The sequence below is a fragment of the Delftia sp. PE138 genome, from assembly GCF_018320755.1.
In the GTDB taxonomy this organism is placed as follows: domain Bacteria; phylum Pseudomonadota; class Gammaproteobacteria; order Burkholderiales; family Burkholderiaceae_C; genus Comamonas; species Comamonas tsuruhatensis.
Map to the genome: position 1 here is coordinate 258,582 of NZ_JABEPN010000005.1, position 25,692 is coordinate 284,273.

Consider the following 25,692-nt stretch of genomic DNA (forward strand, 5'->3'; position numbering starts at 1 on the left):
ACCGTGAGCACACCCCAAACCATCGCCAACTTCAACGGCGCCCGCCCGGTCATCGATCCCGACAATGCGGCGATGCTGCTGATCGACCATCAAAGCGGCCTGTTCCAGACCATCAAGGACATGCCCTTCACCGAGGTACGTGCCAATGCCACCACACTCGCCAAGGTAGCGACACTGGCGAAGATCCCGGTCATCACCACCGCATCGGTGCCGCAGGGTCCGAACGGCCCCTTGATCCCCGAGATCCACCAGTACGCCCCGCATGCCCGGTACGTTGCGCGCAAGGGCGAGATCAACGCCTGGGACAACCCGGAGTTCGTCGCTGCCGTCAAGGCCACCGGGCGCAGGCAGCTCATCATCGCGGGGACGATCACCAGCGTCTGCATGGCCTTTCCCAGCATCGCCGCGGTGCACGAGGGCTACCAGGTCTTCGCGGTGATCGACGCCTCGGGGACCTACTCGAAAATGGCGCAGGAAATCACGCTGGCGCGCATCGTGCAGGCTGGTGTCGTGCCGATGGACACGGCGGCGGTGTGCTCGGAGGTGCAAAAGACCTGGAACCGTGAGGACGCGTTGCAGTGGGCGCAGGCCTACAGCGCAGTCTTCCCGCCGTACCAGTTGCTGATCGAAAGCTACTCCAAGGCGCAGGAAGTGGCCAGGAACGGTGAGCAGCTGGATTCGCAACGCACCTGACTGCGGTAGCACGGCACGGGTACGAGGCCGCTTGCCCAAGGTGTCGGCGGCCATGGTGGAATTTGTGGATGAGGCGCAGGACTGAGACCCTGGCCCCGGTGGCGCTCAGCGCCAGCAGTCCTCCACCGTTCCCAGGGGCGATATGCCTTTCACGCCCAGGGCGTTCAGGGTGTAGTCGCCGCAGCGCCTGTCCGATGCCTGGCGGCCGGTGCGCGTGGCCTTGAGCGTGTAGCCGCCGTCATTGGCGGCCGTGGCCATCGTCAGGGTGTAGTGGCCGTTCTCGGACTTGTCCCCCCAGGGCAGCCTGAGGTTGGCGACGGAGCTTGTGTAGCCGCCGTTCTGCGCCCGCCAGCGCTCCTGCCGGGCGGCGGCCTCGCCCAGCAGGCTTTGCGCTTCCACGCGCCGCGATCGCAGCACGTATTCCTGGTAGGAGGGGTAGGCGATCGCCGAAAGAATGGCGACCACCGCCACCGTGATCATCAGCTCGATCAGCGTGAATCCATGTAGCTTGCTGCGCACGCATTTCTCCTCGGGGGCCCGCAGGGCCAGCCAGACGGCCGGGGCCGGCAGGCCCCTGTGTGTTGTGGATGGGATGGCGGTCACGGGTTCGCGGGCTGGCGGCGCCAGCTCTGTCGCCCCCGGTCCACTCCGCTGTTGATATCGTCGCCCCCGGTCTTGACTGGGTCTCCCGCCCCGCTTGGCTTTCCGCTGGAGTCGAAGATCTTCGCGCCGCTGATGGTGGGCCGGCCCGGCCCCACCTCGCGGCCGTTGACCTGCTGGCCTGCCAGGTTGTCGGAGGCGTTGAAGATGCCGTCGCCGTTCACATCGAAGGCGACATAGTCGGTCTTGCCCCCGGTGTCGGGATCGATGGCGTAGATCGTGCTGGCCAGGCCCGCGGAGCAGGGGTCGCCCAGCGGCGGCCGGATGGAGGTGAACACCAGTCCCCGCCCGTACAGGCTCATGTCGTAGACCAGTCTTTCGCCGTCGCGCGGCAGATCGACGTACCAGCCCCAGCTGTGCACATTGGAGTCGCCGGTGCTGGTGGCGTCCTTGTACCAGGTGACCGGGTTGGCCGACAGGGCGAACTTGCCCGGAAAGCCGCTCACCTGGGTGAACTGCTGGGCCTGCAGGTCCCCGCGCCCCTTGCTGGCGGTAGGCAGCGGCTGCGGCGCAGTCGTGGCGGGTGTGCCGTAGCGATCCCAGACGCCGAACACCGATTGCCGGCGCATGTCCAGCTTGTCGTCATCCGTCATGAAGCGGCCCGTGCCGAAGGCCACCACATCGCCCTTGCCGCTGGAGTGCCGCACCACGTAGGGCGCGGTGGTGATGGACAGCCGCTTGCCGCCGCTGCGTTCGGACTCGCGTGCCACAAAGAACAGTTGCGCATTCCATGAGCCGCTGGCACCGCTGGCCAGGTCCACGCGCCATACATTGCCCGCAAGATCACCGGCATAGGCCACGTCCACCTTGCCATCGCCGTTGTTGTCCACCACGGCGGCGCGCGACAGGCCGTTCTTCGGCGCAGGCAGCGCGCTCAGCTCTGCGGCCGTCATGCCTGCCGCGAGATCAAAGCGCCGGATGACCTCGCCACTGGAGACATCCAGCACAAACAGGCTGGACTCGCCGGAGGCGCTGTTCGACGCCTGGTAGCCATTGGACAGGAATACCACCCACCTGCCCTTGGACCGGCCGGCGTCGTTGAGCCGCGCAACGACGGGCGTGGGCATCGAGTAACCCATGCGTTCGTCCTGTTCAACGCCGAACTCCCACAGCAACCGGGGGGAGGTGGGGTCCGTGACGTCCAGCGCGAAGACCTGCCGCCCGCCCGCGCCCAGGCTGCCGACCAGCACCCTGTGCCAGGCGTTGCCGAAGTAGACATCGGAGACCACGGGCGTCCCGTCCACGAAGTAGCGGTGGGGAGCGCCGCCCGCGCCATACCGGGACGTCAGGACATTGAGCGAATTCTTCACCCCCGATGGAATGAAGGCGAACTCCTCCTTGCCAGATGTCGCGTCGAAGGCGTGCAGCATGCCGTCGTTGGCGCCCACATACAGCATCTCCTTGGCAGCCTGCTTCGCGGCAAAGGCGGCATAGGTGGCGCTGCCCTCCAGCTTGTCCGCAGCGGAGGCGCGGTACAGGCCTCCCTTGACCCGCACCAGCGAGGAATTGACGATGTCGCCCAGCACATTGGGCTTTCCGCTGGCCAGGGGCTTGCGCACGCGCAAGTCATCGCGCACCTCGCCACGCAGGAACTCGATGCGCTTTTTTGCCTGGCCATCGGCGGAGTTCGTGGCCGGGTCCGTGTTGAGCACGGCCAGCCAGGACGCATCGGAACGCTGCCCGCTGAGACTGGAGTACGTGAAAGGGCTCAGCGACACGGCACTGCCGGTCCTGCTGGGGTAGTAGATCTTGCGGTCATCGGCGGACCGCTCCGACAGGAGTTCCGCCGCGCTCCACACCAGCGTTCTGTCGCTGGTGGTGAGCTTCTCGCGGATGACATCGCCGCTCCAGTACTGGACCTCGAACGTGGTCCGGTACAGGTCGGCGCCTTCGCCCAGTGTCGCCGTGGGCATGTCCACGCTGACCGCCGTCACGGAACCGATGTTCTGCAGGATGTCGTTGAACGCCTTGGTCAATTGGTCCTTGAGCGTGCCGGCATTGGTCACCAGAAAATAGTTGTCCGGATCTCCCGTGATCTTGGAGGGGTCGCGGTCCGGCACGCCGTACTTGGCGGCATACCACAGCGGTCCCTTCAGGAAGCTGCCCGCATCGGTCGCATTGCCGGGAGTGAAGCTGCGGGTGGCCGTGAGCCCCAGGTTCGAGCATTCCGTGCGCTGTTGGGCCGAGATGCTGCCCCGGCAGTAGCCCGGATCGCGATTGGGGGGCGTGTTGTAGGCGTAGTAGGCCGAGGCCGTGTCCTTGTCACGCACCTCCAGGTACATGCCGTCCTTGGTGGTGCCCGAGATCACATAGCCCATGTGCTGCCCCAGGCCGCCAGCGGCGTATTCGGACACCATGTCGATCTTCACCTTGCCATCGGCCTGCAGCGCGATCGTGTAGCGCGCGATGGCGTCCATGTCATGGTCGGCGCCCTGCTCCACGTCCTCGTAGTTGATGCGGAACTCCGCATAGGGCCGCCCGCCATTGACCGAGGCATCGATGTCCGCCTTGCCCGTGTTGGCAATGTTGACCACGTAGTAGTCGACGATCTGGTTGGTCGGCGTGAAGACCGCATTGTTCACGGTGCTGCCACCGGCACTGCCGGAGACGGTCTTGGCAAACGGTGCAATGGTCACAAAGCGCTTGCCGCCGATCGGAAAGCGTATTTCCGGCAGCGGTGACGCAATGGCCACGGAGTAGGTCCTCAGCGCATTCTTGCCCTGGCTGTTGCCGAAGATGGCATTCCTGGCGCCGAAACGGGCCACGCCTGCGGCATAGTAGGTGCCTTCCTTGCTGGGCTCCTCAGGAGACAGGCCGCGCGCCCAGGACAGGTCTGCAATGGTCTTGACCGAAGGAGCCTGGTCGGCATTGGCCGATGTTGACTGGCCGATGAAGAAGTTCTTCCCGTCTATGCGCTCGGCCGAGCCGATGGCCGCCACCTCGTCTGAGACATTGAAGCCATTGAGGGCGCTGGCACCGACGCTCGCGTAGCGGCTGCCGGGCAGCTTGCCGTCGTAGGAGGGATTGATGTCGCTGAGCACCGTCATGACGGGACGGGAGCAGTACTGGTAGCCGCCCCCGCCTTCGGCCTTGGCCCTGTAGGGCGTTTCCCAGGCGGGCTTGGACAGACCCAGGGACGCATCCTTGGAGGAGCCGCCGGCGTAGTCATAGATGCCGAGGGCCTGGGACGCGCCGCTGAAATAGCGCATGGTCTCGAACATCATCTCGCTGATGGGATTGCCCCACATGGCGCACTTCGAAGGCTTGTCCAGCGAACTGATGGGGCCGGACGTGATCCAGCCGCATTCCACGTATTTGCCGCCGGTGTAGCCGATCAGCCGCTGGCGGTCTATGTTGGCGACCACGCCATTGACACCCGTCTTGAACTGGCCCGTCTGAGGGTCGACTTCCTCTGCGAAATTGCCGATATTGCGGCGCAGCACGCCGCCGGCGATGTTTTTCTCGTACGAGCCTGTGAGCAGGCCGAAGTACATCTTCCCGTTCTCCCCGAAGTCGTGCAGCAGCCCCGTGGGCTTGTAGACGGTCTTGCCGCCGTTGGGATAGGCCTTGCAGCTGGCCTCGAGCAACTGGACATTGCTGCTGGAGCAGGCCTCCACAAGCAGGTTGTAGTCGGTGATCCTGCTGCTGGCCCGCGCGCACGAATTGCCGCCTGCACAGTTGCTCTGCCCTGCAAAGCCCTCCTGGGACACCCAGTCCCAGATCTGGAACGAGGAGTCATTGAGCACGCGCAACTGGGTGATGACGCCAGCGGCCTCCCCCAGCGTGGTGACGGCAAACAGATGGCGCGTGCCGACCGCCGGCGGGCGCAGCGGCGCATAGTCCGAAATGCTGTAGACCTTGGCATCCCGCGCAGGGTCATAGGCCTTGCCCCAGCTGTGCGCATCCCTGGGAATGTAGGCGGTCTGCAAAACGGTGCGCGAAGCCGTGTCCTCCGCACGCATGCCGCCATAGAGCACGCGGCGTATGGCGTCCATGCGCGATGTGCCCAGATAGTTCAGGAAGTCGCCGCTCCAGTGGTTCGAGCACTTTTTCCTGTTGCTTCCGGTCGCTGCCTGCGAGGGCACGAAAACACCCTTGGAATAGCTGTAGCAGACGTTGTTGTTGAAGTAGCCGTAGTAGTCGATCTGGTCCGGCTTGTACCCGACATCGATCACACCGTCGCCGTTGAGGTCGGAGGCATCGTTGTAGGCCTCGTAGTACAGCTTGTGGTCACGCCCCATCACCAGCATGTTCAAGGGCGCCAGCGCCTGGTTCACGAACAGCGGCATCTGGGACAGCACGGTGTCCGCGCGCCCCTGGGCATGCGCCGGCGTACTGGCCAGTGCCAATGCGCACGTCCACAGCGCCAGGGCCGGCCACGCGCGTGCCCGGCCCTGGCGCCCCCTCGGACCATGCATGGTCTTCCAACTTGCAATGCGAGCCATTGAAGCTCCCTCCCCCTGCTTACTTTATGAACATGTTGACGCTGGACCGCAGGCACAGCGCATGCGCTCCGCAGGCCTGGGCCTGCTCCTTTTCCGTGGCCTGGGCATTGACCTCATAGAAGTCCGTGCAGCCGGTGGCGGGTGCATCCAGCGCGGACGTCGCACTACCCGACTTGGGACAGGCGGTCGTGATGTATCGGGGATACCAGTACCCATCGGGCTTCTGAAACCCGGCCGCCTTGGCCTTGGTCGTCCGGAAATCCGTACCGAGCCCGATGGAGTCCGTACGCACATCGGATACCGAGCAGGGAATGCCGCTGCCCTCGGCCACCGGAGTGCCGGCGCCATTGCAAGGCTTGAGTGCGACGGCATGCTCCAGCAGCTTGCGCTCGCCTTCTCGCAGCGTGCCATCCGCGGTTTCATACAGCCGCTGGCTATCCACCATGTTGGCGGCGATGCGTGCCTCCAGCGTGGCCACGCGCATGCCGACCACCGCCAGCAGCAACACCAGCAGCAGCATGATCATGGACACCAGCAAGGCATTGCCGCGCTGGCGCCCGTGCAGGACACAGGACATGCAGCGGCGGCTCCGGGCTCCGATCAGCGCGGTCATGGCATCAGATTCCTCAGGGTGAGCGTGCCGGTGGCCAGTTGCAGCAGGGAGCCGGCATTCGCATCGCATCGGGCCCGGGCGCCGCCCAGTTGCGCCCAACGCTCGCAGACGGTGGAGGCCATGCCCTGCGTCACCTTGCCGGAGCTTTCCAGCAAGAGGGCAAGGCGCAGGGAACGGATGGCTTCCTGCTTCCCGGGCAACGTGGCCGTGAAGGCATCGACCCTGCGTATCGCGCCGGGCGCTGTCTGCCGATCGATGCCGAACTCGAAATGCACCGCCCGCACGCCATCGGCGAGCGGCACAACCTCCTGCGCGGCCCGGCAGACCAGCACACCACTTTCGACGGTGTATTTCTCCGCGAACATGCCGGTCGCCGGCGCCGGAGCGTCATAGGGGCCGGCGGCCCCCAGGTTCGCCGGCGTGCCCGCACAGTCGGTTTCCGCAGCGTCCCGGGGCTGGAAGCGAAGGCAGATGGTCTGCGCGTCAGCCGCGTAGAGCGCCTGTCCCTGGGCGAACTGGCAGCCGTTGGGATGGGGCGAGGAATCGGCAGGAAATGCGTCGAACATCGCCTGCGAAGGGTCTCTCCTGTAGCCTGCCTTGGAGAACTCGGAGTCCAGCACGGCCAGCGCCAGCCTGCTGTTGCCGAGGTTCTCGCTCTGCCCCACGCGAAAACCGAAGCTCGACAGCCCCTGCATGTAGATGGTGGTGGCAATCAGCACGAGGAACAGGCCGATGGCCAGCGCCACCAGAATCTCCACCAGGGACAGGCCCGCCTGGGACGGCATGCGCATGCGGCACGCCCGTGCGCCCGGCCCGCGCTCAAAGCCGCGACCGCAGCGTGAATGTGCAAAATTCATTGTCGCTTCCATCCAGACATTGGCCTTTCTTGACCGGCCAGGCCACCGTCACGGACACCAGGCCGTCGGCATCGGCGCTCACGGCGAAGGAGCTGTCGATGCGGTCCTCGGTGAGATCGGGCACCAGCTTGCGGGCCCGCTCGCCCCAGCAGGCCAGGCGCTGCGCCCGCGGCTGGGGCAAAGGCTGGCAGGCCACGGGTGCCGCGGGCATCGCGGCACCCTCCAGCTTCTGGTAGCCGCCCAGTTCCGCCACGGGCACGCCCTTCGCGTCCAGGACCGTGGCCGTGTCGCCCCGCAGGGTCTCCAGCAGCTCGGAAGCCAGCATGGATGCCATCTGGCGCCGCTCGGTATCCACGGTGTATTCAATGGCACGCACATGGATGCGCACGGCGCCCAGCAGCCCCACGGCCACCAGCAGCACGGCGACGAGTACCTCGATAAGGCCTGCGCCGCGTTGCCTGCGAGAAGGAAAAGGAATGGACATGTGGCAGACCCGTTGCACGCGCATCAGCAACTGCCGCCGGCAGGCAGCCGCTGCTGGCGCACAAGCCCGGCGCGAGTCACTCTCAGGCATTGCATGCGCGTGGCATGGTGAGCCGTGACGGTCAGCGTGTACAGCGTGCTGGCGCCGGAGAACTGCCTGGCGGTCCCCGTGGTTTCGAACAGGACACCCTGGGAAGAATCACCGGAGGGCGAGACGGTCACGGCATCAGGCACCCGGGCCTCGCGCACCAGTTGCCCGCCCGACTTGGCGGACCATGTCTGCCCCGCGCCCACGAAGCTGCTTTCCACCCGTTTGTAGACCGCTTCGGAGCGAGCCAGCTGCAGCAACGACTGCAACTCGAGCGCAGCCGAGCTGACGCGCTGGTTGGCTATTTGAGCGATGAAGGAAGGAGCGGCCAGAGCGGCCAGAATCGCGACCAGCGCCACCACCACCATCATCTCGATGAGGGTGAAGCCACGGGGCCATTGCCACGTGCCGCCTGGACAGCCGTTGCGCGTGTAACCGGGGTTTTTCATGCAAGCGTGCTTCTCGTTGCCGGGGAACCATGCGACAGGCCTGCAAGCCCTGCGCCATTGCTCTTGATTGATGTTTGCAATCGTAATGCAAAGGCAATTTGGAACACCTATTGACACAGGTTATGGGACAAATATAGGACTTGTCTTATAAAAACCTGCGCAAAGCGCAACACCCCATCCAGCAAGCCCGGCCCGCCGTCCGTGCACGCAAGCTCGGCGGGACGGCCCGCGCAACGGGCATGGCATGGCCACGGTGGCGATACGGCAGGTCCCGAAGTCAGGCAGGCAGGCCTCGCACCAAGCGCCTGAAAATCCACCGCAGCATGCGCGGCCGCAATCCAGCCGCAGCGCAATTGGCCATGCGAATATCCCGTCTGCTTCCAGCCCGAGGAAGATAAAGTTTGCGCCCAAAGCAAAAATCCCCAGTGCATTTCTGCACTGGGGATTTTCTTGTTTGGGGTGGCTGATGGGGCTCGAACCCACGACAACAGGAATCACAATCCTGGACTCTACCAACTGAGCTACAGCCACCGTTGAAGCATTCGATTATATGCCAAAAACCAGCAGGCAAATGCTTTGGAACAGGCGTTGCGTGACGGATCGGGTGCAGCAGGAACAACGGCGCATCGGGGGAAGCGGGCAAGGGGCAGGATGGCGCCATCCTCCATGCAGCCACAGCCGGCAGGGACCTTGTCCGGCGCACCTGAAGCTGCCGGGCACAAGCTGCCGGGCACAAGCAGTCCCCCTGCCGCCCAAAGCAAAAATCCCCAGAGCATTTCTGCTCTGGGGATTTTTTTATTTGGGGTGGCTGATGGGGCTCGAACCCACGACAACAGGAATCACAATCCTGGACTCTACCAACTGAGCTACAGCCACCGTAGAAGAACGCTATTCTATTCCAAAAAACTGCTTGATTTCTGAAATTTCTGTTTTTCTAGAAATTTCCCTCATCAGGGGCGCGGGACCTTGATCTGCACCTTGAGCTGTTTCTTGAGAAGCTCGTAGTATGCCATAGCTTCCGCCACGGCCGAGCTTCGCAGGAAGTCCTGCTTCTGCGCGGCAGCCGCCTGCGCATCATCGGCCGGACGCTCGACGATGCGGTTGATCTTGACCACGGCATAGCCTTGCGCGCCCAGGTCAACACCCGTCCATGCAGGCAGCTGGGCCGTGGGCGCACGCAGGGCAGCGTCCACCACTTCGCGCGACTGGCCTTCGGGCTGGTCACGGCTGATCACCTTGGCTGCGGGCAATTGCGCCGCGTCAGGCTTGGCCTTCCATGCGGCGAGCTTGGCTTCGCCATCGGCCTTGGCCAGTTCGGCGGATTTTTGCGCCACATACAGGGTGCGCAGCTTGTCGCCGACCTCGGCCATGGGCAGCGTGCGGGCAGGCGTGTACTCCACCACGCGGCCGGCCACCAACTGGTTGGAACCCAGCTCCACCGCATCGGTGTTGCGCTTGTTGTTGAGCGAATCGCTGGAGAACAGCGCCTCCAGGAAACGGGGATTGGCCAGGGGGCCCTTGACGTTGGGGCCGGGCTGGCGCGTCACATGGTCTGCCTTTTGCACGGTGAGCTTGAACTTCTCGGCCACGGGCTGCAGGCTGTCCGACTGCTCGTAGACCGCGTTGGAGAAGCCTTCCGCCAGTTCGGCGAACTTGCGCTGCGCCTGCTGCTGCTTGAGTTCAGCCTCCAGCTTGGGACGCATCTGCTCGAAGCTCGGCGCCTTGGGCTTCTTGATGTCCACCAGCGAGATGATGTGGTAGCCGAAGTCGCTGTGCACCACGTCGCTGATGTCGCCGACCTTCATGCCGAAGGCTGCATCCTCGAACGGCTTGACCATGGCACCACGGCCGAAGTAGCCCAGGTCGCCACCCGATGCAGCGGAGCCGCCGTCCTGCGAGTTGGCCTTGGCCAGCTCGGCGAAGCGCTTGGGGTCCTTGCGCAGCTCGGCCAGCAGTTCCTCGGCCTTGGCCTTGGCTTTCTCCTGCTCTGCCGCGGGGGCATCCTTGGATGCGTTGATCAGGATGTGGCTGGCGCGGCGCTCCTCGGGACCGGCCAGGCGCTCGGCGTTCTGGTTGTAGTAGGAACGCACATCGTCTTCGCTCAGCGTGATGCCGGCCTCGATGCTGGGCACATCCAGCAGCAGGTATTCCACCTTGGCCTGCTCCAGTTGCTGGAACTGGCTGGTGTGGGCGTCGTAGTAGGCCTTGAGGTCGGCCTCGGTGGGCTGGACCTTGCTGGCGTAGGCGCTGGCTTCGAAGCGTGCCACCTGCACTTCGCGGCGCTGGTACAGCGCATCGATGGCCTGCTTGACCTGGGCGTCGGTCGCAAAGGCCGTGCCCGTGACGCCACCCATCACCTGGTTCATGGACAGTTCGCGGCGCAGATTGGCCTCGAAGCCCTCAGGCGTCAGGCCCTGCGATCCGACCAGGGCGCGGTAGGCTTCGGCATCCATGGAGCCATCCGGCTTCTTGAGCGCGGCAATCGCGGGAATCTCCTGCAGCGTGCGCACCAGCTGTGCATCCGATGCGGCCAGGTGCATCTTCTGCACGGCAGCGGCCAGCACCTGGTCACGCACCATCTTCTCCAGCGTGGCGTAGCGCGCCTGCGGCGAATCCAGCAGCTTGGGGTCGACGTTGGGGTTCTCGGCGCGCAGGCGGTCGCTTTCCATGCGGTGCGCGTTCTCCCAGTCGGCCTGTTTGATCTCATGTCCATCCACACGCGCGACGATCACGCTGGATTCGGTGAAGTAGTTCTGGTTGACCCCCACGAAGATGAACGAGGGAATGATCAGCAAGAACAACAAGATCATCACGAACTTGGAATGCTTGCGGATGGATTCGAACATGGTCTGTCTTTCAGTGGCAGAAATAGAAAAGGCGAACTTTCGTTCGCCTTTTGTTCTTGGTGGGTGCTGACGGGGTCGAACCGCCGACCTACGCCTTGTAAGGGCGCCGCTCTACCAACTGAGCTAAGCACCCCACCTTGACTGGTGTCAGTTCAGGGCATCCTTCAATGCCTTGCCCGGACGGAACTTGGGAACCTTGGCGGCCTTGATCTTGATGGTCTCGCCGGTGCGGGGGTTGCGGCCCGTGCGGGCGGCGCGCTTGCCAACGGCGAATGTACCAAAACCAACGAGCGACACTGTACCACCCTTTTTGAGGGTTTTCTTCACAGCCTCAATCGTGGAATCCAGTGCGCGAGCAGCCGCAGCCTTGGAGATGTCGGCGTTGTTAGCGATGTGCTCAATCAGTTCGGTTTTATTCACAAGATGCCTCTGGAGAAATAAGTGAATGGAATGTCTCTGCGGCCACCAACTTGGCGCGACCAGAAACCCGGCGCGACGGATACGGAATCTGGCTTGCCGTTCGACGCTTGCCTCGGGGCAGGCATCGGTGAATTAAAGCCATCGACCTTCCAGGTGTCAATGCACGCTGTGCATCGCAACGACAGGGCACGATTCTATGCGGTTTTGGCGCCAGCTTTGGCTTTGCGGCCGGTTTTTTGCGCGCAGCGGGTGCTAGCGGCTTCACGAATTGACAAGGGTTGACAATGGACTTGCCCGCCGCAGGCCTTGCCAGTGCTGCAATGCGCCTTGGCGCTGCGCGCCGGCAAGGCTGCAGCAGCTGCCCTGCCTCACTCATATGCTTCCAAAAGAAGAGCACCCCAGACCGCCCCGCATGTCAGGCGCATGGGCTGGGGGAGCGATCCGCAACGCCCTCAGTGCGTGACCCGCGCGCGGATCTCCGGCAGGGCTTTTTGCAGGTAGTAGACCATCGACCAGACGGTGAGCACCGCCGCCACCCAGATCAGCACCTGGCCCCAGACGCCGGTGTCGATCATGCCGAACACACGGCCGTCGTACAGCAGGAAGGGGATGGCCACCATCTGCGCCGTGGTCTTGAGCTTGCCCAGCATGTGCACGGCCACGCTCTTGCCCGCGCCCAGGTGGGCCATCCATTCGCGCAGGGCCGAGATGGCGATCTCGCGGCCGATGATGATCAGGGCCACGAACACATCGGTGCGCTGCAGATGCACCAGCACCAGCAGCGAGGCGCAGACCAGGAACTTGTCGGCCACGGGATCGAGGAAGGCGCCGAAGGCCGATGTCTGGTTGAGCTTGCGCGCTAGGTAGCCGTCGAGCCAGTCGGTGGCCGCGAAGACGATGAACATGACCGTGGCGACCAGGTTGCGGGTCGCCACGTCGAAAGGCGCATAGAACACCCCGACGATCAGCGGAATCGCGACGATCCGCGTACAGGTCATCAAGGTGGGGATTGTGAGAAACATGGCCGCCATTGTGTCACGTACCTTGGTGTTTGAGGTTCTGTTTGCGGGCCTGCGGTGCAGCCCGCGGGACAGTCGTTTCAATGCAATGCACGGTAGATATCTTCAGCCAGCGCGGCCGAGATGCCGTCCACGCTGCACAGGTCTTCCACCGTGGCTTCCGACACGCCGCGCACGCCGCCGAAGCGCTGCAGCAGGCGCGCGCGCTTCTTGGGGCCCACGCCCGGAATCTCCTCGAGCTTGCCGCCGCCCACGCGCACCTTGGCGCGCGCCGCGCGCATGCCGGTGATGGCGAAGCGGTGGGCCTCGTCGCGGATCTGGGCCACCAGCATCAGCGCGGCCGAGTCGTAGCCCAGGTAGATCTTCTCGCGCCCGTCGGCAAAGACCAGTTCTTCCAGGCCGACCTTGCGCCCCTCGCCCTTTTCCACGCCCACGATGCGCGAGACATCGAGCCCCAGCTGCTCGAAGACTTCGCGCGCCATGCTGACCTGGCCCTTGCCACCGTCGACCAGTACCAGGTCCGGCAGTTGCGGCTGCTTGCCGGTGAGCTCGGCACCGCCCGCCTCTCTTTGCGCCTCGGCCACGCGGCTGTAGCGGCGCGTCAGCACCTGGCGCATGGCGGCATAGTCGTCGCCGCCCGTGATGCCTTCGATGTTGAAGCGCCGGTATTCGCTGCTTTGCATCTTGTGGTGATGGAAGACCACGCAGGAGGCCTGCGTGGCCTCGCCTGCCGTGTGCGAGATGTCGAAGCATTCGATGGTGAGTTCGTCCAGGTTCTCGCAGGCCAGGTCCAGCGCCTCGACCAGCGCGCGCGTGCGCGCCTGCTGCGAGCCTTCTTCGGCCAGCAGGCGGGCCATCTGGATGTCGGCGTTTTTTTGCGCCATCTCCAGCCAGATGCGCCGCTGCTCGCGCGGCTGCTGCACGGCGGTGATGCGCACGCCGCCTTGCTCGCTCAGCAGCGCCAGCAGTTTCTTGTCCACCGGGTGGCTGACGATGAGCACGGGCGGCACGGCCACGCCGGTGTAGTGCTGGGCGATGAAGGCCTCCAGCACGATCTCCTCGACCGGGCGCGCGGACTCGGCAAGACTGGCCTCTTCCTCGCCGGCGTAGACCGAGGCGGCATCGCCCAGGTTGGCGGGAAAGTACGGCCGGTCGCCCAGGTGGCGGCCGCCGCGCACCATGGCCAGGTTCACGCAGGCGCGGCCGCCCTGCACCTTCACGGCGAGGATGTCCACGTCGCGGTCGTCGGCGGTTTCTATGACCTGCTGGTGCAGCACGCGCGACAGTGCCGTCATCTGGTTGCGCACCTCGGCGGCCTGCTCGTATTCCATGCGCCCGGCGTGCTCCATCATGCGGGCCTCCAGCTGGCGCAGCAGTTCCTGGGTCTCGCCGCGCAGCATGGCCTCGGCATTGCGCACATCCAGCGCATAGGCTTCGGGCGAGATCAGGTCCACGCAGGGGCCGGAGCAGCGCTTGATCTGGTAGAGCAGGCAGGGCCGCGAGCGGTTGGCGAAGACCGTGTCCTCGCAGGTGCGCAGCCTGAAGACCTTTTGCAGCAGCTGGATGCTTTCCTTGACGGCCCAGGCATTGGGATAGGGGCCGAAGTAGCGGTGGCGCTTGTCCACGGCGCCGCGGTAGTAGGCCATGCGGGCGAAGAGCTGGTGGGCCGGCTCGCCATCCCGGCCGTCGCGCGCGGCCACGCCGGTGATCTTCAGATAGGGATAGCTCTTGTCGTCCCTGAACAGGATGTTGTACTTGGGTTGCTGCGTCTTGATCAGATTGTTTTCGAGCAGCAGGGCCTCGGCCTCGGAGCGCACCACCGTGGTCTCCATGCGGGCGATCTTGCTCACCATGTGGCCTATGCGCGTGCCGCCATGGTTCTTGGTGAAGTAGCTGGAGACGCGGCGCTTGAGGTTGATGGCCTTGCCCACGTACAGCAGCGTGCCTGCCGCGTCGAAATAGCGGTAGACGCCGGGCAGGCCCGGCAGCGCTGCCACCTGGGCCAGCAGTTCATCGGAATGGGGTTCGGACATGCGCCTATTGTGGCCGCTGCCCGGGCACGCCGCAGCGGGCCTGCGGGCCCTCGGGCTCTTACTCGGCCTCGATCTTCGAGGACTTGACCACCTGGGCCCAGTTGGCCCAGTCGGTCTTGACCATGGCGCCGAGCTGCTGCGGGTTCATGTAGTCGGCAGTGGCGCCCTGCTCCTGCGCCTTTTGCTTGAAGGCCGGGTTCTCCACCACCTTCTTGAGGTCGGCCGTGAGCTTGTCGATCACGGGCCTGGGCGTGGCGGCGGGCGCGAACACGGCAAACCAGGAGGTGGCGTTGACGCCTGCGTAGCCGGCCTCGGCCGTGGTGGGCGCATCCGGCAGGCTGGGCAGGCGCTGCGTGCCGGTGACGGCCAGCACGCGCAGCTTGCCGCTTTGCACATGGGGCATGAAGGGCGGCGCCGTGCCGAAGGTCAGGTCCACCTGGCCACCCAGCAGGTCCTGCAGCGCGGGGCCGGTGCCCTTGTAGGGGACGTGGACCATCTTGATGCCGGCCTGCTGCTCCAGCATGGCGCCCGTCACGTGCTGCAGCGATCCGTTGCCGGAAGAGGCGTAGTTCAGCTTGCCCGGGTTGGCCTTGGCATAGGCCACGAGTTCGGCCAGCGTCTTCACGGGCAGCTCGGACCGCACCACGATGATCTGCGGCGCCGACAGCACATTGGCCACGGGCTGGAAGTCGCCCTGCTCCCAGGTGCGGGTCTTGGTCAGGTGGGGCGAGATCACGTGGTAGCCCGAGTACTGCATGAGCAGGGTGTAGCCATCGGCCTCGGCACGCTTGACCAGGCTGGCCGCGATGGAGCCGTTGCCACCGCCCTTGTTGTCCACCACCACCGACTGGCCGATCACCGGCGCCAGCGCCTGGGCCGCCATGCGCGCGGCCAGGTCGGTGGTGCCGCCGGCTGCGGCCGGCACGATCATGGTGATGGTCTTGGCGGGGTAGCCGCCCTGGGCCAGCGCGGCCGTGCCGCCCAGGCCCAGTCCTGCGATGGCCATGGCCACGGCTGCGATCTGTCTGCATTGAATCTTCTTCATCTTTGTCTCCTTGGTTTGCTCGGTTCTTGTGAATGAGAATGCGCGCCGGCCTCAGCCCTTGGCCAAAGCCCGTTCGCGGATGGCTGCAAAGTCGGCCGGTGGCTGGTGCAGGTCCAGCCGCGCGCCGGCCTTGGCGATCTGGCTGGCCGTGTCATGGCCGATCAGCGCGGGCAGGCTGCGCGCGGCCGCGACGATCTGCGCCAGGTCCACGCCGGTGTCGTAGCCCATGAGCTGCAGCGCGTGGACGATGTCCTCCGTGCAGGCATTGCCCGAGGCGCCCGGCGCATAGGGGCAGCCGCCCAGGCCGCCGATGGAGGCATCGAAGCGGTCGCCGCCCGCCTCGATGGAGGCCAGCACATTGGCCAGCGCCATGCCGCGCGTGTTGTGGAAATGCAGGGTCATGCCCAGCTGCGGCCAGCGCTGCCGGAAGGCGGCCACCATGGCGCGCACCTGGGTCGGGAAGGCCATGCCCGTGGTGTCGCACAGCGTGATGCCCTGCACGCCCAGATCGGCAAAGCGCTGCACCCAGCCGAAGACTTCCTGCTGCGGCACATCGCCTTCCATGGGGCAGCCAAAGCAGCATGACAGCGAGACGTTGACGGGCACGCCCGCCTGCTGCGCCGTGGCCACGACCTGGGCCAGCGCCGCGAACGACTGGCTGCGCTGCATGCGCAGGTTGCACAGGTTGTGGGTCTCGCTGACCGACATGACCAGGTTGAGTTCGTCCGTGCGCGCCTCGATGGCGCGCTCGGCGCCCCGGGCATTGGGCACCAGGGCGGTGTAGACGGTGCCGGGGCGGCGCTCTATCTCGCGCATGACGATTTCGCCGTCGCGCAGTGCGGGAATGGCCGTGGGCGAGACAAAGGCCGTGACCTCGATCTTGGACAGGCCGGCCTGCGACAGCGCATTGACCAGGGCGATCTTGTCTTCGGTGGGGACAAAGGCCTGCTCCATCTGCAGCCCGTCGCGCGTGCCGACCTCGTTGAAGAAGACGCGGCGGCCCGCGCCCTGCCAGACATCCGTGGGGTGGACGGCATTCATTGGATCACTCCCTTGCTGCGCAGCAGCGCAATCTGTTCGGCCGTGAGGCCGGCCTCGGCCAGCACCGCGTCGGTGTCGTCGCCCACATGGGGGGCGCTGGTGCGCACCGTGCCCGGCGTGAGCGAGAGCTTGGGCACGATGCCCGGCACCTCGATGTCGTCGCCGTCGCGCGTGTGCTGGCTGAGGATCATGTCGCGGGCGCGGTAGTGCGGGTCCTCGGCAATGTCCTTGGCGGTGTAGACCTTGCCGGCCGGCACGCGTGCGGCGGCCAGCTGGTCCATCACGGCCTGCACGCTCTGCGTGCGCGTCCAGCCGCCGATGACGGCATCGATCTCGGCAATGCGCGCCACGCGGCCCGCGTTGTCGGCCAGTTGCGGATCGTCGGCCAGGTCCTGGCGGCCGATGGTGGCCATCAGGCGCTTGAAGATGGAGTCGCCATTGCCGGCCACCAGCACCCAGCCGTCCTGGCAGGGATAGGCGTTGGACGGCGCGATGCCCGGCAGCGCGCTGCCTGCGGCCTCGCGCACGGCGCCGAAGGCGCTGTATTCGGGCAGCAGGCTTTCCATGACGTTGAACACGGCCTCATGCAGCGCCACGTCGATGACCTGGCCGGCACCGCCGTTCACCTTGCGGTGGTACAGGGCCATCATCACGCCGATCACGCCATGCAGCGCGGCCAGCGTGTCGCCAATCGAGACGCCCACGCGCACCGGCACGCGGCCTGGCTCTGCCGTCAGGTGGCGCAGGCCGCCCATGGCCTCGCCGATCACGCCAAAGCCCGGCAGGTCGCGGTAGGGGCCGGTCTGGCCGTAGCCCGAGATGCGCAGGATGACCAGCCCGGGGTTGAGCGCATGGAGCTCTTCGGGCGACATGCCCCAGCCCTCCAGCGTGCCGGGACGGAAGTTCTCCACCAGCACATCGGCCTCGGCGATCAGGCGCCGCGCGATGTCCTGGCCCTCCTGCTGGCGCAGGTCCAGCGCCACCGAACGCTTGTTGCGCGACTGCACCTGCCACCAGACCGAGGTGCCGTTCTTGATCAGGCGCCAGTTGCGCAGCGGATCGCCCGCGCCCGGCGCCTCGATCTTGACCACGTCGGCGCCGAACTCGCCCAGCGTCTTGCCGCAGAACGGCCCGGCGATCAATTGCCCCATCTCGACCACGCGCACGCCGCTGAGCGCGCCGGGTGTGGGGGCCTGCCTTGTCTGTTGTGTCATGGGTTAGCGCTTCCTCTTTGTCTCCTGCGGCCAGCCTCCGATGGCATTGCCGCGGCGCCGATCTTGCCGCCGTCCGCGCCGGCCGCAAAACGCTCAAGCGCGACGCTGCCATCGCAAACCGGCATGGCAGAACCCGGTCGGGCGGGGCCGGGCGATAATCGCCACCCCATGAAACTCGACCCGATTTCGCTGCGCCTGTTCGTGGCCGTGATGGAGGAAAGCGCCATCGCCCGCGCCGCCGCACGTGAACACATCGCCCCCTCGGCCGCCAGCCGGCGGCTGGCCGAGCTGGAGAGCCAGCTGCAGGTGGAGCTGTTCACCCGCAGCAACCGCGGCAGCGTACCCACGGCCGCCGCCTATGCACTGCTGAACATGGCGCGCGGCGTGCTCAATGACCTGGACGGCATCGGCGAGCAGATGCGCGAGTACGGCAGCGGCCTGCGCGGCCATGTGCGCGTGATGGCCAACATCTCGGCCATCACGCAGTTCCTGCCCTCCCAGCTGCAGCGCTTCCTGGACCAGCACCCGCATGTGGACGTGCGCCTGCAGGAGCGGGTGAGCAGCGACATCGCGCGCGCCGTGGCCGACAACGAGGCCGATATCGGCATCCTCAACCAGGGCAGCTACGGGGAGAAGATCCGCCTGCGCCCGTACCGGCGCGACCGCCTCATCGTCATCGTCCCCCAGGGCCATGCGCTGGCGCGTCGGCGCTCGCTGCGGCTGGCCCAGGTGCTGGACCATGACCTGGTGGGCATGCACGCGGGCAGCGCGCTCAACCACCAGATCACGCGCGCCGCGGCCGACCTGGGCCTGCAGCCCCGGCTGCGCATGAAGGTCACGGGCTATGACGCGCTGTGCCTGATGGTGGCCTCGGGCCTGGGCGTCGGCATCCTGCCCGAAGGCAGCGCACGCCTGTACCTGGGCGCCCTGCCGCTGCGCTGCATTGCGCTGGACGAGCCCTGGGCCGAGCGCCAGCTGATGCTGTGCGTGCGCTCGCAGGAGGCACTGCCGCCCGTGGCGCAGTTGCTGGTCGAACACCTGTGCGAACCCTGATTCCCATGCTTGCCTTCAACCCCATCCCCCCGGACCCGCAGCCAGAGCAGGCCGCTGCACGGACCTGGGACATCTTCTGCCAGGTCATAGACAACTTCGGCGACATCGGCGTGTGCTGGCGCGCGGCGGCCGACCTGGCCTCACGCGGCCAGCGCGTGCGGCTGTGGATGGACGACGCCAGCGCCCTGGCCTGGATGGCGCCCCGGCCGCACCCGGCCGGACTCAGCGTGCACGGCTGGCCCACGCAGGCGCAGGACGTCCCGCAGGCCGTGGGCGATGTGGTCATCGAGGCCTTCGGCTGCGAGATTCCGCCGCCCTTTCTGGCGGCCATCGCGCGCCGGGCACCGCTGTGGATCAACCTGGAGTACCTGTCGGCCGAGGACTATGTGGAGCGCTGCCACCGCCTGCCATCGCCGCTGATGTCGGGGCCGGCTGCGGGGTTGACGCGCTGGTTCTTCTATCCGGGCTTCACGGCCGCCACGGGTGGCCTGCTGCGCGAGCCGGACCTGGCCGCGCGCCAGGCAGCCTTTGCTTCCGGGGGCCGGCAGGCCTGGCGCACACGCCACGGCCTAGGCACCGGCGATTGCGCCATCTCGCTGTTCTGCTACGAACCGCCTGCCCTGCCGCACTGGCTGTGCCAGCTGCATGCTGCGCCGCCCGCACCACAGGCCACGCATCTGCTGGTGACTCCCGGGCGCGCGGCAGCCGCGGTGCAGCAGGCCATGGCCGGCGTGACCGCCGCAGACCACGGTTCGGTGACCCGGCATGCGCTGCAGCCCTGCCCCCAGCCGCAGTTCGACGAGATGCTCTGGGCCTGCGACCTGAACCTGGTGCGCGGCGAGGATTCGCTGGTACGCGCGCTGTGGGCCGGCCAGCCCCTGGTCTGGCACATCTATCCCCAGCACGACGACGCCCACCACGACAAGCTCGACGCCTTCCTGGACTGGCTGCAGGCGCCGGCCAGCCTGCGCGCCTTCCACCATGCCTGGAACGGCATGGCACCGGCAAGCACCCTGCCCGCAATCACGCCTGCGCTGCTGCGGCAATGGCAGGACTGCGCACTGGCCGCGCGCGCGCGGCTGCTGCAACAGACCCCATTGATTGAGCAGCTGCAAGCTTTCGTGACCGAAAAAAGCTAGAATGCACGTTTTGCCTCCCTGGAGGCGCCGTTGCGGGCGACCGCCAGCCGGCCGCCATCGACCAACCAGGGTTGCACCCGCCGCGGAACTGCGGCAGGCGCACCGTCCCAGCGACTTCGCTTGCCTGCCCTGTTGAGCGGCTTCAACCTCAGCCAAGCAAGCTATGAAAATCGCTCAAGAAATCCGCGCCGGCAACGTGATCATGCACGGCAAGGACCCGATGATCGTCCTGAAGACCGAATACGCTCGCGGTGGCCGCGGCGCCGCCACCGTGCGCATGAAGCTCAAGGCCCTGCTGTCGAACATGGGCACCGAAGTCGTGTTCAAGGCCGACGACAAGATCGACAACGTGATCCTGGACAAGAAGGAGTGCACCTACTCCTACTTCGCCGATCCGATGTACGTCTGGATGGATGCCGAATACAACCAGTACGAAGTGGAAGCCGCCAACATGGGCGACGCCATCAACTACCTGGAAGACGGCATGCAGGCCGAAGTCGTGTTCTACGACGGCAAGGCCATCTCCTGCGAACTGCCCACGTCCGTGGAACGCGAAATCACCTGGACCGAACCCGCCGTCAAGGGCGACACATCGGGCAAGGTGCTCAAGCCCGCCAAGATCGCCACCGGCTTTGAAGTGCCCGTGCCCCTGTTCGTGAGCCAGGGCGACAAGATCGAAATCGATACCCGCACCGGCGAGTACCGCAAGCGCGTCTGACCGACGCCTGCAGTTCCCTCTGCGAAGCCCCTGGCAGTCTCTGCCAGGGGCTTTTTCTTTGGGCGCGCGGCATCCATGCAGACATTTACCCGGGTTTAATTGACTTGCATATTTTACCCGGCTAATATCTAGCACATGACTACCGACTCTTGCATGGCGGGCGCCGAGCCCGCACCCAGCTACACCATCTTCCAGGGCCATGGCCGCCTGCTGCAGGGGGACAGGCCTGCCGTCCTGCAGTTCCTGCAAAGCCATGAACAGCAGCCGCAAGGCAGCGGATCGGCGCCGCCGCTGTGGGTTTTCGACGACCACAGCGGCATGCGGCTGGACCTGGACTGGCGCAGCGAACTGGCCGCATCGCCCGCACCCGGACAAGCCGCCGCACCGCGCAGCGTGGGCCGCCCCAAGCTGGGCGTGGTGGCACGCGAAGTCACATTGCTGCCACGGCACTGGGAATGGCTGAACCGCCAGCCCGGCGGCGCCTCCGGCGCACTGCGCAGACTGGTGGACGAGGCGCGTGGCAAGCATGCCGCACAGGATGCCGTGCGCGCCGCCACCGAGGCCGCCTACCGATTCATGAGCGAGATGGCGGGCGACCTGCCCCATTTCGAGGACGCCAGCCGCGCCCTCTTTGCACACCAGGCCGACGCCTTTGCAAGGCACACCGCCACCTGGCCCGAGGATGTGCGAAGCTATCTGCAGCAACTGAGCAGCGCTGCCTGGTCCTCGCCGCCATCGCCAGCGCAGGACTGAAGCCCCCGCCTTCCATTGCATTTTCTCGTCGCATTAACAGACACAACATGACGAAACCTAACGAACCTCTGCCCCAGGCTGCTGCGCCTGCCGCATCCAGCCCCGCCGGGCCGCCCATCGCCCACGGCACCCAGCCGCTGTGGCGCACCTTCCTGGTGTTCCTGGGCCCCATGGTCCTGGCCAATATCCTGCAGTCGCTGTCGGGCACCATCAACAGCGTCTTCATCGGCCAGATGCTGGGCGTGCAGGCCCTGGCGGCCGTCGCGGCCTTTTTTCCGGTGATGTTTCTCTTCATCGCCTTCGTGATCGGCCTGGGCGCAGGCTCCTCGGTGCTGATAGGCCAGGCCTACGGTGCGCGCATGCACGACAAGCTGCGCGCCATCGCAGGCACGGCCATGTGCATAGGGCTGCTGTTCGGCGCCGTCGTGGCCCTGTTCGGCGGACTGTTCACCGAGCCGCTGATGCGTCTGCTGGGCACGCCGCCCGACATCATGGAGCAAGCCACGCTGTATTCGCGCATCGTGCTGCTGGGCATGCCGGGGCTGTTCGTGTTCCTGCTGGCCACCTCGCTGCTGCGCGGCGTGGGCGACACGGTCTCGCCCATGCTGGCCCTGCTGATCTCCACCGGCACGGGCCTGGTCTGCACGCCGGCGCTGATTGCGGGCTGGGGCGGCCTGCCGCGCCTGGGCGTGGCCAGCGCGGGCGTGTCCATGATCCTGGGCTTCACCCTGGCCCTGGCCTGGCTGGGCTGGCGGCTGCGCCGCATAGCCAGCCCGCTGGCGCCCAATGCCGCGTTGTGGAAAGCCATGCGCATTGACCGGACCCTGCTCAAGAGCATCCTGCGCGTGGGCATTCCCACGGGCGTGCAGATGATCGCCTCGTCCATGGCCGGGCTGGTCGTCGTGTCGCTGGTCAACGGCTTCGGCTCCAGCGCCACGGCAGCCTATGGTGCGGTCAACCAGATCAACTCGTTTGCGCAGTTCCCGGTCATTTCGGTGGCCATCACGGCCTCCATCCTCGGCGCCCAGGCCATCGGCGCTGGCCGCAGCGAGCGCCTGGGCGCCATCACGGCCACGGCCATACGCATGAACCTGGTGCTGGGTGCCGCCCTGGCCCTGATCGGCAGCCTGTTCGCGCGGCCGCTGCTGGGCATGTTCATCACCGACGAGCAGGTGCTGGTGCTGGCCATCGAGCTGCTGTACATCGTGCTGTGGAGCGGCCTGCTGCTGGGCTGCTTCATTGCCCTGTCGTCCATCATGCGTGCCAGCGGCGATGTGGTCATTCCCACGGCCATCACCATCACGGTGCTCGCCGTGCTGGAGCTGCCCATGGCATGGTGGCTGAGCCGCAGCTTCGGGCTGATGGGAATCTGGATGGCCTTTCCGCTGTCCTACACCCTGACGCTGTGCCTGCAGACCGCCTACTACAAGCTGGTGTGGAAGAAGCGCCCGATCCGCCGCATGGTGTAAGGCGTGCGCCATGCAAAACAGGCTTCCCGAGGGAAGCCTGTTTTTTTGGGGGTGGGCAAAGCGTCAGGCGTTCAGGTCCAGCACCACGCGCCCTTCGATCTTGCCTTCATGCATGCGCGCGAAGATGTCGTTGATGTTCTCCAGCCGGTCGGTGGACACGGTGGCCTTGACCTTGCCCATGGCCGCGAAATCCAGCGACTCCTGCAGGTCCAGCCGCGTGCCCACGATGGAGCCGCGCACCGTCACGCCGCTGAGCACCATGTTGAAGATGGGCAGCGGGAAGCTGCCGGGCGGCAGGCCGTTGAGCGATACCGTGCCGCCGCGCCGCACCATGCCCAGCGCCTGCTCGAAGGCCTTGGGCGAGACCGCCGTGACCAGGGCGCCGTGCGCGCCGCCGATCTCCTTTTTCAGGTAGGCCGCAGGGTCCGTGGTCATGGCATTGACCGTGACCTGTGCGCCCAGGCGCCGTGCCAGCGCCAGCTTGTCGTCATCCACGTCCACCGCCGCCACGTTCAGGCCCATGGCCTTGGCATATTGCACGGCCATGTGGCCCAGGCCGCCGATGCCCGAGATCACCACCCAGTTGCCGGGCTTGGTGTCGGTGACCTTCAGGCCCTTGTAGACCGTGACGCCCGCGCACAGCACGGGCGCGATCTCGATCAGGTCCACGCTGCCGGGCAGCAGGCCCACGAAATTGGCATCGGCCAGCGCGTACTGCGCAAAGCCGCCGTTGACGGAGTAGCCGGTGTTCTTTTGCTGCTCGCACAGCGTCTCCCAGCCACCCAGGCAATGCTCGCAATGGCCGCAGGCCGTGTACAGCCACGGAATGCCCACGCGGTCGCCCTCCTTCACGTGGGTGACGCCCGCGCCCACGGCGGCCACATAGCCCACGCCTTCGTGGCCGGGAATGAAAGGCGGATTGGGCTTGACGGGCCAGTCGCCCTTCGCCGCGTGCAGGTCGGTATGGCAGACGCCGCAGGCCTCGATCTTCACCAGCACATGGCCGGGATCGGGCCTGGGCACCTGGACTTCCTCGATGGTGAGCGGCTTGCCAAACTCCCGCACCACGGCGGCCTTCATGGTCCTGTTCATTCGCGCCATCCTTTCTTTGCGTCAAAGTAGGTACAGCATTTCAGCGAAGAGGTCCGGCCGCCTTGATCGATATCAGGCACTGGTCCGGAAAAGACAAAAAAAACGGGCAAGGAGAACCTTGCCCGTTTTCGGGAGATGGCAGAACGGCAGGCTTACACGGGCTGGCCCACCAGGTCATGGCCTTGCGTGCCCACGATGCGCGCCTTGACGAAGTCGCCCACCTTGTAGGTCTTGCTGGCCTTCTCGGGCGGCAGCAGGTGCACCAGGCCGTCGATCTCGGGGGCATCGGCATAGCTGCGGCCCACGCCACCCTTCTTGCCCAGGCCCACGGACTTGTCCACCAGCACCTGCATGGTCTGGCCCACGCGCTTTTGCAGGCGCGCAGTGGAAACCTCCTCGGCCACGGCCATGAAGCGCGCGCGGCGCTCCTCACGCACTTCCAGGGGCAGCATGCCGGGAATCTCGTTGGCGGCAGCGCCTTCGACCGGGCTGTACGCAAAGCAGCCCGCGCGGTCGATCTGCGCCTCGCGCAGGAACTGCAGCAGGTGCTCGAACTCCTGCTCCGTCTCGCCGGGGAAGCCCGCGATGAAGGTGGAGCGGATCACCAGGTCCGGGCAGATTTCGCGCCAGCGCTGCAGGCGCTCCAGGTTCTTTTCACCGTTGGCGGGGCGCTTCATGCGCTTCAAGACATCGGGATGGCTGTGCTGGAAGGGCACGTCCAGATAAGGAAGCACGCGGCCCGTGGCCATGAACGGAATGATCTCGTCCACGCTGGGGTACGGGTAGACATAGTGCAGGCGCACCCAGGCGCCATAGGGCTCGGCGATCTCGGCCAGCGTCTGCACCAGTTCGAGCATGCGCGTCTTCACCGGCTTGCCGTCCCAGAAGCCCGTGCGGTACTTCACGTCCACGCCATAGGCCGAGGTGTCCTGGCTGATCACCAGCAGTTCCTTGACGCCGCCCTCGAACAGTGCGCGCGCCTCCTTGAGCACATCGCCCACCGGACGCGAAACCAGATCGCCGCGCATGGAAGGGATGATGCAGAAGGTGCAGCGGTGGTTACAGCCCTCGGAAATCTTCAGGTAGGCGTAGTGCCTGGGCGTGAGCTTGATGCCCGCCTCGCCAAAGGCGCCCGGCACCAGGTCGATGAAGGGATCGTGCGGCTTGGGCAGATGGGTGTGGACGGCATTCATCACCTCCTGCGTGGCGTGCGGACCGGTCACGGCCAGCACGCTGGGGTGCACTTCCTGGATCAGGTTGCCGCCATCCTTGCCCGCCTTGGCGCCCAGGCAGCCCGTGACGATGACCTTGCCGTTCTCGGCCAGCGCCTCGCCAATGGTGTCCAGGCTCTCGCGCACGGCGTCATCGATGAAGCCGCAGGTGTTGACGATCACCAGGTCAGCGCCCTCGAAGGTCTTGGAGGTCTGGTAACCCTCGGCGCTGAGCTGGGTAAGGATGAGTTCGGAGTCCGTGAGTGCCTTGGGGCACCCGAGGGAGACGAAGCCCACGCGCGGAGCGGCCGCGCCGGCAGGGGTTGTCATGGTTGTTGCGTCGCTCGTGGG

The 25,692-nt window shown here is 66.0% G+C and carries 21 protein-coding genes and 3 tRNA genes; 6 read left to right on the forward strand and 18 right to left on the reverse strand.

What is annotated here, in order from left to right:
• Positions 1–3 precede the first annotated feature (3 nt).
• Positions 4–693: a hydrolase gene (locus HFGMBDPB_RS18590; protein WP_016445410.1), complete on the forward strand. Its 690-nt coding sequence runs from the start codon at positions 4–6 to the stop codon at positions 691–693.
• 105 nt (positions 694–798) lie between these two features.
• Here the strand turns inward: HFGMBDPB_RS18590 and HFGMBDPB_RS18595 are convergent, their stop codons facing one another.
• The 16 genes from HFGMBDPB_RS18595 to HFGMBDPB_RS18675 form a co-directional block, all read right to left on the reverse strand.
• Positions 799–1,212, reverse strand: a complete 414-nt coding sequence (locus HFGMBDPB_RS18595; protein WP_174538912.1) for a type IV pilin protein — start codon at positions 1,210–1,212, stop codon at positions 799–801.
• A gap of 80 nt (positions 1,213–1,292) precedes the next feature.
• Positions 1,293–5,771 (reverse strand): pilus assembly protein, encoded by a 4,479-nt coding sequence (locus HFGMBDPB_RS18600; RefSeq protein ID WP_249343543.1) that lies wholly within the window; start codon positions 5,769–5,771, stop codon positions 1,293–1,295.
• Positions 5,772–5,817: 46 nt separating this feature from the next.
• Entirely contained in the window at positions 5,818–6,411 is a 594-nt protein-coding gene (locus HFGMBDPB_RS18605; RefSeq protein ID WP_047327167.1) for a pilus assembly PilX family protein, read from the reverse strand.
• On the reverse strand, positions 6,408–7,202 hold the full coding sequence (locus HFGMBDPB_RS18610) for a prepilin-type N-terminal cleavage/methylation domain-containing protein (protein WP_212645995.1): 795 nt from the start codon (positions 7,200–7,202) through the stop codon (positions 6,408–6,410). Before HFGMBDPB_RS18610 ends, HFGMBDPB_RS18605 begins: the two co-directional genes overlap by 4 nt.
• Before the next feature lie 28 nt (positions 7,203–7,230).
• Positions 7,231–7,752, reverse strand: a complete 522-nt coding sequence (gene pilV, locus HFGMBDPB_RS18615) for a type IV pilus modification protein PilV (RefSeq protein WP_249343546.1) — start codon at positions 7,750–7,752, stop codon at positions 7,231–7,233.
• A gap of 23 nt (positions 7,753–7,775) precedes the next feature.
• Complete coding sequence (locus HFGMBDPB_RS29935) at positions 7,776–8,288, reverse strand: GspH/FimT family pseudopilin (RefSeq protein ID WP_034364911.1); 513 nt, start codon at positions 8,286–8,288, stop codon at positions 7,776–7,778.
• Positions 8,289–8,743: 455 nt separating this feature from the next.
• Positions 8,744–8,819: transfer RNA gene (locus HFGMBDPB_RS18630), tRNA-His, on the reverse strand.
• A gap of 269 nt (positions 8,820–9,088) precedes the next feature.
• A tRNA-His gene (locus HFGMBDPB_RS18635) sits at positions 9,089–9,164 on the reverse strand.
• A 74-nt stretch (positions 9,165–9,238) separates the two neighbouring features.
• Positions 9,239–11,134, reverse strand: coding sequence for a SurA N-terminal domain-containing protein (locus tag HFGMBDPB_RS18640; RefSeq protein WP_016445403.1), 1,896 nt, complete (start codon positions 11,132–11,134; stop codon positions 9,239–9,241).
• 57 nt (positions 11,135–11,191) lie between these two features.
• A tRNA-Val gene (locus tag HFGMBDPB_RS18645) sits at positions 11,192–11,267 on the reverse strand.
• A 14-nt stretch (positions 11,268–11,281) separates the two neighbouring features.
• Positions 11,282–11,554 carry an HU family DNA-binding protein gene (locus HFGMBDPB_RS18650; protein WP_012204727.1) on the reverse strand — a complete coding sequence of 91 codons (273 nt, stop codon included), beginning with the start codon at positions 11,552–11,554 and terminating at the stop codon, positions 11,282–11,284.
• A 452-nt stretch (positions 11,555–12,006) separates the two neighbouring features.
• Complete coding sequence (gene pgsA, locus HFGMBDPB_RS18655) at positions 12,007–12,576, reverse strand: CDP-diacylglycerol--glycerol-3-phosphate 3-phosphatidyltransferase (protein WP_026062576.1); 570 nt, start codon at positions 12,574–12,576, stop codon at positions 12,007–12,009.
• A gap of 77 nt (positions 12,577–12,653) precedes the next feature.
• Entirely contained in the window at positions 12,654–14,606 is a 1,953-nt protein-coding gene (gene uvrC, locus HFGMBDPB_RS18660) for an excinuclease ABC subunit UvrC (protein ID WP_046237912.1), read from the reverse strand.
• Positions 14,607–14,664: 58 nt separating this feature from the next.
• Entirely contained in the window at positions 14,665–15,651 is a 987-nt protein-coding gene (locus HFGMBDPB_RS18665) for a Bug family tripartite tricarboxylate transporter substrate binding protein (protein WP_212645998.1), read from the reverse strand.
• Positions 15,652–15,702: 51 nt separating this feature from the next.
• Complete coding sequence (locus tag HFGMBDPB_RS18670; protein ID WP_016445350.1) at positions 15,703–16,692, reverse strand: hydroxymethylglutaryl-CoA lyase; 990 nt, start codon at positions 16,690–16,692, stop codon at positions 15,703–15,705.
• A complete protein-coding gene (locus HFGMBDPB_RS18675) occupies positions 16,689–17,906 on the reverse strand; it encodes a CaiB/BaiF CoA transferase family protein (protein WP_047217675.1) in 1,218 nt (405 codons plus the stop codon). The genes HFGMBDPB_RS18670 and HFGMBDPB_RS18675 overlap by 4 nt, the downstream gene beginning before the upstream one ends.
• A gap of 168 nt (positions 17,907–18,074) precedes the next feature.
• Here HFGMBDPB_RS18675 and HFGMBDPB_RS18680 point away from each other — a divergent pair, with 168 nt between their 5' ends.
• From HFGMBDPB_RS18680 to HFGMBDPB_RS18700, 5 genes are all read left to right on the forward strand, one after another.
• Positions 18,075–18,959 (forward strand): LysR family transcriptional regulator, encoded by an 885-nt coding sequence (locus tag HFGMBDPB_RS18680; RefSeq protein ID WP_017406152.1) that lies wholly within the window; start codon positions 18,075–18,077, stop codon positions 18,957–18,959.
• A gap of 5 nt (positions 18,960–18,964) precedes the next feature.
• The gene (gene earP / locus HFGMBDPB_RS18685; protein WP_046237909.1) at positions 18,965–20,098 is read left to right on the forward strand and encodes an elongation factor P maturation arginine rhamnosyltransferase EarP; all 1,134 of its coding nucleotides are present in this window, start codon (positions 18,965–18,967) and stop codon (positions 20,096–20,098) included.
• A 163-nt stretch (positions 20,099–20,261) separates the two neighbouring features.
• A complete protein-coding gene (gene efp, locus HFGMBDPB_RS18690) occupies positions 20,262–20,816 on the forward strand; it encodes an elongation factor P (protein WP_016445346.1) in 555 nt (184 codons plus the stop codon).
• A 153-nt stretch (positions 20,817–20,969) separates the two neighbouring features.
• Positions 20,970–21,569, forward strand: a complete 600-nt coding sequence (locus HFGMBDPB_RS18695) for a DUF2239 family protein (protein WP_017406154.1) — start codon at positions 20,970–20,972, stop codon at positions 21,567–21,569.
• Positions 21,570–21,616: 47 nt separating this feature from the next.
• The gene (locus tag HFGMBDPB_RS18700; RefSeq protein ID WP_046983666.1) at positions 21,617–23,038 is read left to right on the forward strand and encodes an MATE family efflux transporter; all 1,422 of its coding nucleotides are present in this window, start codon (positions 21,617–21,619) and stop codon (positions 23,036–23,038) included.
• A gap of 63 nt (positions 23,039–23,101) precedes the next feature.
• On the opposite strand, the gene adhP is transcribed toward HFGMBDPB_RS18700, so the two are convergent.
• Together adhP and rimO are read right to left on the reverse strand one after the other, a co-directional pair.
• Positions 23,102–24,130: an alcohol dehydrogenase AdhP gene (adhP, locus tag HFGMBDPB_RS18705; protein ID WP_212645999.1), complete on the reverse strand. Its 1,029-nt coding sequence runs from the start codon at positions 24,128–24,130 to the stop codon at positions 23,102–23,104.
• A 152-nt stretch (positions 24,131–24,282) separates the two neighbouring features.
• A complete protein-coding gene (gene rimO / locus HFGMBDPB_RS18710; RefSeq protein ID WP_047468807.1) occupies positions 24,283–25,671 on the reverse strand; it encodes a 30S ribosomal protein S12 methylthiotransferase RimO in 1,389 nt (462 codons plus the stop codon).
• Positions 25,672–25,692 lie beyond the last annotated feature (21 nt).